This is a genomic window from Candidatus Pelagadaptatus aseana (assembly GCF_040362265.1).
GTDB lineage: Bacteria > Pseudomonadota > Gammaproteobacteria > Pseudomonadales > Cellvibrionaceae > Pelagadaptatus > Pelagadaptatus aseana.
The window spans coordinates 340,188-354,203 of the sequence record NZ_BAABNJ010000002.1; the positions used below are offsets into that span (position 1 = coordinate 340,188).

The 14,016-nt window shown below is 53.4% G+C and carries 13 protein-coding genes; 9 read left to right on the forward strand and 4 right to left on the reverse strand.

The genetic code is table 11. The features are described 5' to 3' along the window. The first annotated feature begins 30 nt into the window (after positions 1-30). The 8 genes from ACPXV9_RS04140 (at position 31) to ACPXV9_RS04175 (ending at position 8,972) form a co-directional block, all read left to right on the forward strand. A complete protein-coding gene (locus ACPXV9_RS04140; RefSeq protein ID WP_423894834.1) occupies positions 31-831 on the forward strand; it encodes a universal stress protein in 801 nt (266 codons plus the stop codon). A 331-nt stretch (positions 832-1,162) separates the two neighbouring features. Then, positions 1,163-1,552, forward strand: coding sequence for an acyl-CoA thioesterase (locus ACPXV9_RS04145; protein WP_423894835.1), 390 nt, complete (start codon positions 1,163-1,165; stop codon positions 1,550-1,552). Positions 1,553-1,594: 42 nt separating this feature from the next. After that, positions 1,595-2,311: a DUF3348 family protein gene (locus ACPXV9_RS04150; protein ID WP_423894837.1), complete on the forward strand. Its 717-nt coding sequence runs from the start codon at positions 1,595-1,597 to the stop codon at positions 2,309-2,311. Between the two features lie 17 nt (positions 2,312-2,328). Further along, positions 2,329-4,266 carry a regulatory signaling modulator protein AmpE gene (gene ampE / locus ACPXV9_RS04155; protein ID WP_423894839.1) on the forward strand — a complete coding sequence of 646 codons (1,938 nt, stop codon included), beginning with the start codon at positions 2,329-2,331 and terminating at the stop codon, positions 4,264-4,266. Positions 4,267-4,271: 5 nt separating this feature from the next. Next, a complete protein-coding gene (locus ACPXV9_RS04160; RefSeq protein WP_423894841.1) occupies positions 4,272-4,913 on the forward strand; it encodes an OmpA family protein in 642 nt (213 codons plus the stop codon). Between the two features lie 6 nt (positions 4,914-4,919). Continuing rightward, a complete protein-coding gene (locus ACPXV9_RS04165; protein WP_423894842.1) occupies positions 4,920-5,750 on the forward strand; it encodes a DUF2894 domain-containing protein in 831 nt (276 codons plus the stop codon). 135 nt (positions 5,751-5,885) lie between these two features. Further along, complete coding sequence (locus ACPXV9_RS04170; protein ID WP_423894844.1) at positions 5,886-7,448, forward strand: arylsulfatase; 1,563 nt, start codon at positions 5,886-5,888, stop codon at positions 7,446-7,448. A gap of 108 nt (positions 7,449-7,556) precedes the next feature. After that, positions 7,557-8,972: a M20/M25/M40 family metallo-hydrolase gene (locus ACPXV9_RS04175; RefSeq protein WP_423894845.1), complete on the forward strand. Its 1,416-nt coding sequence runs from the start codon at positions 7,557-7,559 to the stop codon at positions 8,970-8,972. A gap of 29 nt (positions 8,973-9,001) precedes the next feature. On the opposite strand, the gene ACPXV9_RS04180 is transcribed toward ACPXV9_RS04175, so the two are convergent. Beyond that, a complete protein-coding gene (locus ACPXV9_RS04180) occupies positions 9,002-11,218 on the reverse strand; it encodes a molybdopterin cofactor-binding domain-containing protein (protein WP_423894847.1) in 2,217 nt (738 codons plus the stop codon). Further along, complete coding sequence (locus tag ACPXV9_RS04185; protein ID WP_423894849.1) at positions 11,215-11,736, reverse strand: (2Fe-2S)-binding protein; 522 nt, start codon at positions 11,734-11,736, stop codon at positions 11,215-11,217. The genes ACPXV9_RS04180 and ACPXV9_RS04185 overlap by 4 nt, the downstream gene beginning before the upstream one ends. A 166-nt stretch (positions 11,737-11,902) precedes the next feature. On the opposite strand from ACPXV9_RS04185, the gene ACPXV9_RS04190 reads away from it, so the two are divergent. Continuing rightward, complete coding sequence (locus tag ACPXV9_RS04190) at positions 11,903-12,442, forward strand: hypothetical protein (protein ID WP_423894851.1); 540 nt, start codon at positions 11,903-11,905, stop codon at positions 12,440-12,442. On the opposite strand, the gene ACPXV9_RS04195 is transcribed toward ACPXV9_RS04190, so the two are convergent. Further along, positions 12,427-13,275, reverse strand: a complete 849-nt coding sequence (locus ACPXV9_RS04195; protein ID WP_423894853.1) for a substrate-binding periplasmic protein — start codon at positions 13,273-13,275, stop codon at positions 12,427-12,429. The two genes, ACPXV9_RS04190 and ACPXV9_RS04195, sit on opposite strands and share 16 nt — an antisense overlap. 140 nt (positions 13,276-13,415) lie before the next feature. Next, positions 13,416-14,000: a Crp/Fnr family transcriptional regulator gene (locus ACPXV9_RS04200; protein WP_423894855.1), complete on the reverse strand. Its 585-nt coding sequence runs from the start codon at positions 13,998-14,000 to the stop codon at positions 13,416-13,418. Positions 14,001-14,016: the final 16 nt, after the last annotated feature.

A 14,016-nucleotide genomic window follows, 5' to 3' on the forward strand; every position in this document is an offset into this window, starting at 1 on the left:
CTAATGGCGGGATTGATAGGGAGAAATAAGGTGACTGTTGCTGAAAAAATTTTGGTGGTCGTAAGCTCAAACAGGGATACTCATCCGGGGTTGGAGCGCATCAAACGATTGACCAGTGAGGCTGGCAAGGCCATTGATCTGGAAGTGATTATTCAGGTCATGGCCAATCTGGAATACGTTGAAAGAGAGTTGCATCAGACCACCATTACCCGGGATTTTGACTGGATTCATACCTTTAAGTCGGACATCGATGAATTGGGCATTAAAAACCGCTTGCTGGTGTCCTGGAGTTCTGATTGGGCTCAGAGTCTGGTGGATGCGGTGGAGGAATACGGCATAACACTGGCGTTTGTGCCGTTTTACGGTACCTTGAGGGCTTCTATGCTCAGCGATGAACGCTGGAAATTTCTGCGCAAAACCCGGGTGCCGGTCATGTTGGCTGTCGACAGTGACGATGCTTCACGGGGTAAAATTCTGGCGTCGGTCAAGTCTCAGGACCCCCAGTACGACAGTCGCAATGCCGCGGTGCTGGCCATGACCCAGAGAACGGCGCAAATCTTTGGCTCAGAGATTCATGTGGTGAATGCCTACTCCGACTCCATGGACTTTCCCGATCGCGGTCAATTGGCAAAAGCCGCCGGTATCGATGCCGATCGGGTACATATCAAGGTGGGTGACCCGGAAGATGTTATCCGCGATGTGGCTACAGAGCAGGGCATTGATCTGGTGTTGATCGCCAGTCAGCGTCGTCAGGGTTTCAAAGGGCGCCTGCGTGGCAACACGGTTGAAAAAATTGTCGGAAAGCTCGATTGCGATATTCTGATGATCTGAGTGTCCGGCTCCCGCCGGACTGCATTGTTCGGTCTGGTCGGGAGAAACATTTTTTGCGGATAAGCCGGCAATTGCATGTCTTTATTGTCTTTCGCCCGGGGCTCACTCCCGGGCTTCTTCTATGCCCGTCTGGTGGCTGTTATAATGCCGGCCATTGATGGATTCAGAACTCTAATTGTCTGATTTTAAATGTTTTTTTAATCTGGCCGTTCGGCACCTGTGCTGTTTTGATTCGCCCGTTTGCAACAATCCTGTAAGTTTTGATGACAATCCTGATTGCTTGACAGTGACCGGGGCAGCTTTTTATACGGATTTAAAAAGAAAGTAGAAGATGCTCAAGTTTGACTATACGCCGACCTCGATGGACGAAAATGATGCGGGCCACGTGGATAATGTGCTGATATATGGCTGGTTTGACGCACGGCGGCAGGATTTGTTTCGATCTCTGCGGATGCTTCCGGTAACTCAGGGCTTTTTTTCTATTGTGCAGGCAACCATCAATTATCAGGCTGAAGTGTTTGCCGGAGCCGGGATTTCAATTGAAACCGGGGTAAAGAAAATTGGTGGCAGTTCGTTTGTGATATGGCAGACGCTCTGCCAGAAGGGGGTGGTCTGTGCCACGCTGGAATCCGTTGCGGTCAATATGAGTGCCGAGACCCGCAAGTCTGAAGCGCTGGATGACCCTGTCAGAAATAAGTTGACCGACTTGCAGGTGGCATAGTCTGGATGCTGGTGCAATAAGAGAAGCTGGAATACGAATGCCATGAATGCCCCTCCAAATAAAGCGGCCCTGTCGGGAACGGTTCTGGTTCGCTTTTTGACCAGTATGCAACTGACCGATGCAGAATTATCCAGCGATAACTTTGCCGAGCGCATGAGCCGACTGATCGGTTTGTCTGATTCGATCAATATTGCCCAGGCCCACCGCAATGTGGATTTTCAGGCGGGGGAAGATAATCAGGTTCTGGTGAGTATTCGTCAGGACTTTACGGCCGCTCGCGAGGCGATTGAAGAGGTTGTTGATAAGGCCTTTAACCCGCAGGACAAGCCCAGCCGCATCAAACTGCCGCCATTGAAATTCAGTGAAGGCAAACCCGAAGTTGAGCCGTTTCAGCGTTTTTATATAGCGGTGCAACGGGAAATGGATTATCGCATCTTGCCCCTGTGGTCCGGTGTTCGTGCACAGGTGGCCGGGGCGTCCGCGGAGATGGCGCAACTGGCGGCGATTGATGCCGCACTGGGAGAGAGTCTGGTGCCTCACGCCAAGGAGTTGTTTGGTGTGATTCCCCGCTTGCTGGGTAAGCGATTTGAACATTTGTATCAGGAATATTGTGAATCCGGGGGGGACCCCGTGGCGGTGGATGGCCCCTGGATTGAGCATTTTATAAACGACATGCAGGAACTGCTGTTTGCAGAACTGGAAGTTCGGCTGTTGCCCGTGATCGGGTTGATGGAAGCCGTCGAGTACGAGGTAGAGTAACAAACATGGCAAGGCATTTGTTGACACAATCATGGTTCGCGGCAGTGTTTGCGCTGGGAGCGGCCGCCATTATCTGGATGAGCTGGGTGTTTGCCAGCAGCGATCTATTTGCGTTGGTTATTACTCTGGCGATTGGTGTGGCCTATCTGGTGGGCTTCTTGGAGCTGCGTCAGTTTCGTAACCATACCGCATGTCTGGGCGCGTCCCTGACTCGGGCGCGGACTCAAGGTGTGGATGATCTGGCGGTCTGGCTGGAGACGCTGCCGCTGTCACTGCAGACCCCGGTAAGGCATCGGATCGAAGGTGAAAAGGTGGCTCTGCCGGCGCCAAGTCTGACCCCGTTTATTACCGGCTTGCTGGTTATGTTGGGTTTGCTGGGCACGTTTGTGGGTATGGTTGATACCTTAAAAGGTGCGGTTGTGGCGCTGGAGGGCTCTGCCGAATTGCAGGCCATTCGCGAGGGTCTGGCCGCCCCCATCAAGGGCCTTGGGTTGGCTTTTGGTACCTCCGTGGCCGGTGTTGCCGGTTCAGCCTTGCTGGGATTGGCCGCGGCTTTGTGCCGGCGTGAACGGCAGCAGCAGGTGCGTATTCTCGATGGTGATATTGCCACGGTGTTTCGCCAGTTCTCTCTGGTTTACAGCCAGCAGCAGGCCTTTGATAACCTCCAGTCCCAGGTGGATGCCTTGCCTCGTGTGGCTGACAAGCTGGCCGAGGTGGCAGACAAGCTCGATACCATGGGTGATCGTCTCGGTGGGCAACTGCAGAATTCCCAGCAGGATTTTCATCACAGTACCCAGAAGGTTTACACCGACCTGGCCACTGAGGTGGGGCAGGCTTTGCGTGAGTCGATTGCTGCTAGTGGCCGTCTGACCGGTGAGGCCGTCACTCCGGTAGTCAAAGCGGTCATGGATGACATCAGTCGTGAAATTCGCAGCAATGTCGAACAGACCCATAAGCAACTGACCCACACCGCAGATCAGCAGTTGGTGGCGGTAACGGATCAGGTCAATGCGGGTGTCCGGCAGTTAACCGAAAACTACGAGGCACGCAGTGAACAAACCCTGCAGGCTTTTGAACAATCCTCCACTCAGTTGCTGACATCGGTGTCGGGTAAGAGCGAGGCGCTGTCGCAAAACCTGCTGGGTGAAATTACCCGATTGCTGCTGACTTCTGAGCAATTGGTGCAAGCCCGAATTGAAGGTGAACAGCAGTGGGCCGAGTCTTCGCAGCAACGCCTGCAACAAATGGCCAACGCCGTGCAGGAACAGCTTAGCGGGTTGCGCGATGAGGAACAGCGCCGTGGTGACGCGGCGGTAGCCCGTCTGGGCGAGCTGCAGGAGGCGGTGACAGCACACTTGAGTGATCTGGGCCGCGCACTGGAAGAGCCCATGTCCCACCTGATCGAAACCGCGTCGGAAACCCCCAAAGCGGCGGCCGAAGTGATCGGTCATCTGCGCAGTGAGATTTCCAAAAATATCGAGCGCGACAACAGTCTGTTGCAGGAGCGCCAAAAGATCATGGAAGAGCTATCGGCGTTGTCCGCCTCCATGGAACAGGCGTCTCTGGCTCAAAATCAGGCTGCTGAGTTGCTGGTGAACTCCTCCACCGAAATGCTGGAGAAGGTGGGTGAACGATTCAGCGAGCAGATGCAGACTGAGGTTGGGCGCATTAACGAAGTGGTTGATCACTTTTCCGGCAGTGCGGCGGAGCTGGCCAGCCTCGGCGAATCTTTTGGTGTGGCTGTGAATGTCTTCAATGATTCCAGTCAGGCCCTGATTGATAACCTCAAGGGCATTGAGGAGTCTCTGGAAAAATCCAACGCCCGCAGTGACGAGCAGTTGGGTTACTACGTGGCTCAGGCCCGAGAAATTATCGATCACAGTATGTTGTCGCAAAAAGAAGTATTTGAAGAAATCCGCAAGCTCAGTCGGGCTGCGGAAGCTGAAGCGGTATAATCGCCATGGCAGAAATCGAAGACAGCACTCAGTCGACACCCGTTTGGGCGATTTTTGGCGATCTGATGTCGGGGCTGGTCGGGGTATTTGTACTCCTGCTGGTGTGGGTGATCGGTTATCAGCTGGAGTTGGCAAAGACTCTGGAAGAAGAGACCCTCAAGCGGCAACAGGAACAACAGCGGCGCATGGCTCTCGAGGAGGCGCTTGCCGATCCACTGGCGTCAGGCAGCATCACCCTGCGTGATGGCAAAATTGGCATCAGTGGCAGTGTTCTGTTTGCACTCAACTCCGATCGATTACAGCGTGAGGGTCGACAATTGTTACGCGATCTGGTCACGCCATTGACTGTGTATCTGAGTCAACGTGAAGAAATTCTGATGGTCAGTGGTTTCACCGACGATCTTCCTGTGCGCAGGGACAATCAGCGGTTTGCCGATAACTGGGAACTGTCAGCCCAGCGGGCTTTGACGGTGACCCGGGTGTTGATTGAAGAGGGCATGGCACCCGAACAGGTGTTTGCCGCGGCGTTTGGTTCCCAGCGCCCTGTGGTGGCCAATGTCGATGCCCTGAGCCGCTCCCAGAATCGCCGGGTAGAGATTTCTCCTGTGCCGATGAAGGCCCAAAATGCTGGTGTTGGCAGCGAGTAAGCGTGAATGACTGATAACCGAGACAGCGTCGATAGAGACCTCGCCAACCTGCTGGAAGTGGCGATCCGGGATCTGGCTTCCGACAATGCCCAACAATTGTTGGAGCGACTGCGCGAACGTTGTTTTGATCAATTCGACCCGGTGCGGTTTGGGTTTATCGAATCTCTGGTGGCGAAGCTGAACGGCCAGCGCGAGGCGGTGTCTCTGGTGTTGATCCAGAAACTGAAAAAGGCCCTGACGGAATTGCGCGATGACTTTTTGAATTCCCAGAGCGAAGCGCAGGCCAATCTGAAAGTGGTTGCCGATGAGTTTCCGGATTCACTGCCGCTGGCTCGACAGTATTTTGATCACTGCGAATTCAAGCGATTGCAGAAGTTGATGAACGGGCTTTATCAGAAACAGCTGGAATCCCCATCAGTGTTTAAATCTCTGATAGAAGATCTGAGTCGCTTGAATGCCATGGAAGAGGCCCATGGGGTTGAAGCATCGGTCTCTCCCACCGATGTTGCTCAGCCGGATTTGGCGCCGGTCAGCGACAAACCGGAGTCGACCCCCCGCGAGTTGAAAGCGCTCACCCCTCTGCGTGAATCCTGGGCCAAACTCAATGCCGAAAAACTGGTGATGCGCTCAATCAACGAAGGGCCGGAAAACGCCGGGCCGCTCAATCCCCATTATCTGGCGATACGTTCATTGTCCAATATGCGCGATTTGTCCCCGCACTATCTCAACCGTTTTGTGGCTTATATGGAAACACTGCTGTGGCTGGAAAAGGCCAGACCGCAAAAGTCTGCAAAAGCAAAAAAAAGCGCCAGAAATAGTCGTTCCACACAGAAGTAATAGCCTGTATTTATAGGGTTTAATAGCCCTCCTCAATTCTATTGTAAAGATATTTGCCAACCCCTGAAGTTGGACTAGGCTTCTGTTGATGTTCAATCAATTCGTCGGTTATTTGACCGTTCAGGAGCAAGGGAAATGAGAGTATTCGTTCGTTCGTTAACTGTGGTTTTAGGCGTCATTGTGGGGCTGGTGGCCTCAACGGCTGCGCTGGCGACCACCAATAAAAGCAAGCCCAATATCCTCGCCATCTGGGGTGATGACATTGGTTTCTATAACCTGAGTGCCATCAACCACGGCATGATGGGCTATCAAACTCCGAATATTGACCGCATTGCCAACGAGGGCGCGCTGTTTACCGATCACTATGTCCAGCAGAGTTGTACCGCCGGTCGCGCCGCTTTTATGATGGGCCAGCACCCGGTGCGCACGGGAATGCTGACCATTGGTATGCCGGGCTCGCCCCACGGCATTCCAGACTGGACCCCAACCATTGCCGACCTGTTAAAAGAGCGCGGCTATATGACCGGGCAATTCGGTAAGAACCACTTTGGCGATCAGGACAATCACCTGCCAACCAATCACGGTTTTGACGAGTTCTTCGGCAATCTCTATCACCTCAACGCCGAGGAAGAGCCAGAGACTTACTACTACCCCAAAGATGCGGAATTTCGTAAAAAGTACGGCCCGCGCGGTGTGCTGCACAGTTTTGCCGACGGCAAAATTAATGACACTGGCCCTATGACCCGCAAGCGTATGGAAACGGCTCAGGAAGAATTCCTCAACGCAACCCTGAAGTTTATCGACAAGGCTCATCAGGCCAAGAAGCCTTTCTTTGTCTGGTTTAACTCCACCCGCATGCATGTCTGGACTCGCCTGGCGCCCAAGTGGGACGGTAAATCCGGTATTGGCCTTTACGCCGACGGTATGTTGGAGCACGACTGGGAAGTGGGCGAACTGCTGGATAAACTCGATGATCTGAAAATTGCCGATAACACCATCGTGCTGTACAGCACCGATAACGGTGCGGAAACTTTCAGTTGGCCTGATGGTGGTACTACCCCGTTTCATGGTGAAAAAGGTACCACTAACGAGGGTGGTTTCCGGGTGCCACAATTTATGCGCTGGCCTGGCAAGGTGAAAGCGGGTACCAAAATTAATGGCATCACCTCACATGAAGACTGGATGCCAACTCTGCTTGCGGCCGCCGGCGACAGCAACATTGTTGCGAAGCTGAAAAAAGGCCACAAAGCCAACGGCAAAACCTTCAAGGTTCACCCCGACGGTTATAACCTGCTGCCTTATATCACTGGCAAGGCCAAAGAGTCTCCACGCGATACCATCTTCTACTTCTCTGCCAATCAGGAGTTGAACGCGGTGCGTTGGAATGATTTCAAAGCCACCTTTGCCACCATGGAAGGTGACATTGCCACCACCTATCGGATTACCCCGAACTGGCCGGTGATCAACAACCTCAAGGCGGATCCTTTCCAGAAAGCGAATCTGGAATCTTCCTTCTATATTCGCTGGTACGCCGACAATATGTGGTTGTTTGTACCGGTGCAGCAGAAGATTCGGGATTTTGTTGCCACACTGGATAAGTACCCATTCCAGCCTGGCTCATCGTTAAGTGCGGCCAATATTTCAGTGCCAAATATGATGCTGGAAAAACGCCTGAGGAAACTCGAAGGCAAAAAATAGCAGTCGATTCTGATACTAGTCAGTTTGCAAAACTTAAATCGGCAGTCATTCGTGGCTGCCGTTTTTTGTTGTATCCTGATTTTTCATTTACCCATAAAAATAATGACGATGAAAACAATTTCCGGCTTTTTGGTGGCTCTGTTATTGCTGCCCTTGCAAACATTCGCTGCGGTAAAAGATCCGCTGCCCCTGGCCCCGAGAGTCATCCAGAACCTGTCTGCAGCCATACGCATACCCACCATCAGTTATCAGGATCGCAGTAAAATCGACTATCGGTTTTTTACCGAGTTTTTGACTTTTATGCAGGATACCTATCCCCGGGTTTTTTCACAGTTGCAGGTCGATACCATTGCCGATTACAGCCTGGTGGTTACCTGGCAGGGGCGTGAGCCATCGCTCAATCCGGTGCTGTTTGATGCTCACTACGACGTTGTTCCTATCGAGCCCGGTACTGAGAAGGACTGGTCGCAGCCGCCTTTCTCAGGTGTTCTGGCCGATGACCATCTGTGGGGTCGCGGGGCGATTGATGATAAAGCCTCGGTGATTGCGACGCTGGAAGCCATGGAAGCGCTGCTGGAAGAAGGGTTTCAACCACAGCGCACCCTGTTGTTTTCACTTGCGCATGATGAAGAAATTGGCGGGGCCGAGGGTGCGGCCAATATTGTTAAGCACTTGAATGGCCGTTACCGACAACTGGAATATATGATTGCCGAAGGTGGCATGGTGCTTCAGGATAATCCGTTTGTGCCCGGCAGGGACGTGGCCATGATCGGGCTGGCTGAGAAAACCTATGTCACCCTGACATTGAAAGCGAAAGGACAGGGCGGGCATTCTTCAATGCCGGTTAAGGATAACGCCATTGTCCGATTGGCCAATGCCGTACAGGCTCTGCATGACAACCCCTTTGAAGCGCAATTGGTTGCCCCCATTACCGATCTGCTGAAAACCATTGGTCAGGAACTGGGCGGGGTGAAAGGCTTTATGCTGGAGCAGCAATGGTTGACAGAACCCATGTTGTTAAGTGCCTTGGCTGACGATCCAGCCTCGAACGCACTGATCAGAACAACCACCGCTGTCACCATGTTCGATGCCGGAATCAAGGAAAATGTTATTTCCCAGCAGGCGGAAGCAAAAGTAAATTTTCGTTTGCTTCCCGGTGTCACCGAGGAGCGTTTGATTCAAGATGTTCGTGACATTATTGCAGACGATCAGATTGAGATTGTATCGGCCCCTTGGAAGAAAGGTCCTCCGGTTGCTGATATCAATGGGGTGGGCTATCAGCGTGTTAAGCGCGCCATTAATTCAGCCTACCCGCAAGCGCTGGTGGCACCATCGATGTTGACCGCTACCACCGACAGCCCTCACTACGTCGATCTGGCACCGAATATCTATCGCTTCCACAGCTTCAGTTTGCCCATGGCACTCACCAAAACCATTCACGCGACTGATGAGCGCATCCACCGCGATTCCATCCTGCGCTCAGTCAAGTTATCAAAGGCCTTGATCCGTTCTGCTGCCGAGTAGGCGCAACCGGATTCAAGGCTCTGTGACAATTAACCCAAGGTTAGCGGCAGGGATCGCAGTCGTTTACCGGTGGCGGCAAAAATGGCGTTGGCCACCGCCGGTGCCACCGGTGGCAGTCCGGGCTCACCGACTCCGGTTGGCGGCTCATTGGACGGCACAATGTGCACTTCAATGGTGGGTGCTTCGGTCATGCGCAGCATCGGGTAATCGTGAAAGTTGCTCTGTTGTACGGCGCCATTGACCAGATCAATTTGGCTGTAGAGTGCGGCGGTCAGGCCGAAGTTAATGCAGCTTTCCATTTGGGCAATGACGATGTCGGGATTAACCACGGTGCCGCAGTCAATGGCGCAAACGATGCGATGAATGTTTATCTTCCCGTTCTCTACGGTGACTTCAGCCACCTGTGCTGACACTGAATCAAAGGAACTGTGAACGGCTATGCCTTGTGCGGCTCCGGGATGTTGCGCCGAGCCCCAGTTGGCCTTTTCTGCCGCCAGTTGCAACGTTCGGGTAAAGCGCGGGTCGTGTTGACTGTGGTCAAGTCGGAATTGCAGTGGGTCCTGATTGGAGCCGTGAGCAATTTCATCCATAAAACTTTCAATAAAGAAGGCGCTGAAGGAATGGCCTACCGCGCGCCAGGCGCCGGTGGTCAAACCCGGGTCAACGGTGATGTGACGGCACTCCTTGTTGGCCACCTGATAGTCATCCACCAAACCTTCGACGCTGGACTCATCCACCACCCAGTTTTTCATCAGACCGTGGGTTTGCTTGCCAGCCCATTTGGCCAGGTTGCCGGCGAGAAATTGAGGCGCCACAGTGGGTACGAATTCTTCCAGCGTGTAGGGCATGACATTGGGGCCGGCACGCTTGGCACTGAGTACTTCCAGTTTGCCCTGATCATTGATGCCGGCTTCGAAGTGGGCCAGTGACGCGGGGCGGTAGTAGTCGTTTTGCATATCATCTTCGCGGCTCCAGACCAGTTGTACTGGTAAGCCCGACAGCTTGGCGATAACCGCCGCCTGTTCAATATAATCCAGATTGGAGCGGCGTCCGAAACCACCGCCAAGAAACATGGAGTGGACTTCAACCTGCTCGCGATCGAGCCCGACGATTTGAGCAACCGTTGCCTGCGCTGCCTGAGGCGCCTGGCTGCCTACCCAGACATCACAACGCTGCTCCTGAAGGTGGACGGTACAGTTCATGGGTTCCATGGTGGCGTGCGCGATATAGGGTGCCCAGTATTCGGCTGCGAACGTTTTGGCAGATTTACTCAGCGCGGTTCGGCCGTCACCGACTTTACGAGCTTCCTGACCCTCCTCGTCGCTCAGGGTTTGCTTCAGGGTTTGTTGCAGCTCTGCCGTGGAGATCTTTGCCAGTTCCGGCATCTGCCACTCAATTTGCAGTTGGGCTACGGCCTGTTTGGCCTGCCAGTAGTGGTCTGCGATAACGGCCACTCCCTGCCCGAAGTTGACTACCTGCAGCACGCCGGCCATGGTTTTGGCCTGACTGTCGTCGTAGTTTTTAACCTGGCCCCCGTGTACCGGGCAAAGCTTGACTGCGGCACGTTTCAGGCCGGGGAAGTCCGCATCGATACCAAATTTGGCCTGGCCTGTGGACTTCAGTTGACCGTCGATTCTGGGGCGGTCCTTGCCGATAAAACGGAATTGCGAGGCCGGTTTCAGCGGCGTGTCTTTGGGAGTGGGCAGTTGATTGGCCTGCTCGACAAAATCGCCGAATGGGTATTCAGCCGGCTTAGTAGAAGATCGGGTTACGATTTTGCCATCGATCAGAGACAGCTGGTCTACAGGTTCGCCCAGTTTTTTGCTGGCTGCGTTCAACAGGGCCGCTCTGGCATTGGCAGCGGTCTGACGCAGGGGCAAAAAGTGTTGTTTCATACTGGTACTGCCACCGGTGGCCTGTACGCCATAGGCCGGATTGGCAAAGGCATCGCCGGCCGGGGCATTGTGCACCGTAATCAGTTCCGGAGAGGTGTTGAGCTCTTCGGCAATCAGGGTGGTCAGGCCGTGATAGATGCCTTGACCCATTTCCGAGCGTGGCATGTAAAAGTGAATCGCGCTGCTGGGGGTAATCTGCAGGAAAGCGTCGTGGTGATATTCACCGGGTTCGTGTGATCTGGCTGTGATATTGCTCGCGCATCCGGACAGGGGTACGCCCATGACCAGACCACCGCCAGCGGCGCTGATCAATTTCAAGAAACTGCGGCGTGAAGTTGTCATTTCGCTCATGAGATGGCCTCCTGAGAATGACGCAGCGGAGTATTGTCGGGCTCGTAATAGGAAACACTGCTGTTCAGTTCGCTGGCTGCGTCTTTGATGGCCTGCTTGATGCGCGGGTAGGTACCGCACCGACAGATATTACCCTGCATGGCTTGATCAATCTCACTGTCACTGGGATTGCTGTTGTTGGCCAACAGCGCGGCAGCACTCATGATCTGACCGCTCTGGCAATAACCGCACTGGGCCACGCTGTGATCGATCCAGGCTTGTTGAACCTTGTGAAGGCTGCCCTCCGGGCTCAATCCTTCAATGGTTGTAATCTGTTTGCCGGCAATGGCGGCTATCGGCAGAACGCAGGTGCGCACGGCTTCACCATCAAGGTGCATGGTGCAGGCGCCACAGAGTCCCATGCCGCAACCGAATTTTGATCCCTTGAGTTGAAACAAATCTCGAATCACCCACAATAGAGGGGTATCGGGTGCAGCATCCGTGGTGACGGGTTGCCCATTGAGTTGAAATGAAATCATAGCCCTGTGCCTGCTTATTATTGTTCAAACGATATCCAATACTAAGTACCACCAGAGGCATCGACAAGCTGGCCCTGGTAAAGAAGTATAAATTTGAGCGTATCGCTCAAGTATAATTTTTACGGCGGTGGGAGCACTGCTGGATCATGACAATAGAGGCTGTTTTATGGCGCGATTTGCCGATGGTTTTATGAGGGTGTTGATTCTGGTGTCGATGGTTTTGCATGCACACACCGCGATAGCGCAGTCACCGGACTATCAGACCTTTGGCAATAGTTCGGTTCAGCAGGATGCCTGTTACGCGCAGCAGCAGGTCTGTAATCGTCAGTGCGGCAGGGACAACTATTGTAAATCGACGGTTTGTTTTGAGCAGGCGGTTGCCTGCAAACGAAGACATCAGCAGGCGCTGGAGCAGCAACTGCAGCGTGACAATGAGCAGCAGTTGCGCGAGCAGGCCCGTGAAAATCCGAAGACCTATGTATTGCCACCGGTGGATGTCTGTGCGTCAGTGGGATGGCAGGGGCAAGGATACTGGGAGTTCCTTGTGACCAATAATTGCCCCGCTGCCGTCGAAGTGGATATCACATTCAGCGGCGGTACCAAGGCCAATGTGTTTTGTGAGGGTTATGAAACCTGTAAAGCCCGGTTCTCAAAAAGAAGTGTCGGCCCGCAGTTCAATTACCGGTTGCGCTACGTATCTGAATGAGCCAGAGCCTGTTGGGCTTTGCTTTCGGGGGTGGAGAAGTCCTGAATAAAGGGTTCGGCGCCATGGCGTTGCATGATTTCGGTAATCTCGCCGGAAGCGCGCATCGCAAAAAATTCCCGATTGATGTCGTCAAAAAATGCATAGGCCGGAGATTTCAAAGGGATAGAGCAGTAGCGGCCATTGAAATAGGATATCTTGTATTCGGCGATGGCACTGCCGTCAATGGCGAGCAAGGCTTCAAGGTCACCCTGCTCGGAATCATTGATGACGGCCAGATCAATTCGGCCGGCTTGTAGCATTCGCACCAGTTGCTCGTGGTTATTGACCAATTCTCGATTGAGATTGTTGGCATCATTGAAATCTCTGGCGTAGAAATGCCCCCGCCGCTGACCAATCCGGTATTGCTTAAGGTCTTTAAAGTGCTTTACCCGAATAGTTTTCCCGGGCGCTTTGACAAACAGCACGTTGCGTAATTCATAGCCGATAAGAATCGGGGCCAGATACTGTTCGCGTTCGGGCGTCATGGAATGGCGGACCAGTAAATCGGTATTGCCGGCTCTGGCCATAAACTGGGTCCGCTTCCAGGGAACGGCCTGCCAGTGGATGCTGTGGCCAGCCCTGCTGAGAGCCAGCTCGGCAATTTCTTTAATAGGGCCTGCGGGTTGATTGCCCTTGAAGAACATATCGGGGGGTACGGAGCGGAAATGGGCATTCAGTTCTGCCGCCGAGCTGTGACTGCAAAACAGCAACAACAGGAGCGCCAGTTTTTTACTGAGCCCTGCAATGGTTGTGCTGGTGTTGCACTTAGTTTTGCTCTGGAAATAAGTGGCCATTGAGTTCCTGTCGGCGAGGGTGCAGTCAACGTCTTTGATTCCGACTTGCCGGTTTAATATGCCATGGGCCAGAGCTTTTCAGCAAGTCGCAGGTATTTTCGCGATCGCGACGGACACTGTCTGGCCCAGTCAGAAGACTTCTAGTTTTCTTTATCTGCCAGCCACTGTTTTTTGTATTTCGACAGGGCGACCGGTGTAATGCCAAGATAGGAAGCGATATGGTATTGCGGGATGCGTTCAAGGTATCCCGGAAAATTGCGCACAAATTGCAGGAAGCGCTGTTTGGCGGTGAGGGTTAATAATTCGGCTTCGCGTCGTTCATTGCGAACCAGCATCAACTGGCAGCAGTGATTGACCAGCCTTTCCCAGGCGGTACCCGGGCCGGATACTGCGTGAATTTGTTTCAGTGGCAGGTCGATGACAATGCTCGGCTCCAGCGTTTCAATGGCAAAGCGATTGGGTTCTTCCATGATCATGGCGCTGAGGCTGCCGGCAATGTAGTCCTCACCGTAAAATCCCTTGTTGAGTTCCTTGCCTTCAGGAGTGATGTAATAAAACCGAACCAGTCCCTTGACCACAAAATAATGGTGGGTCGCCACCGAGCCAATTTTCTGAAGTGTGTACTTGGCGGGTACTTCGCGAACGTTTACCAGTGGTTCAAGTTGCAGCCACTCGTCATCGGGCATGCCCACCTGCCGATCGAAAGCCTGGCGCATCTGCTCCATATGAGTGTCTGAGTGT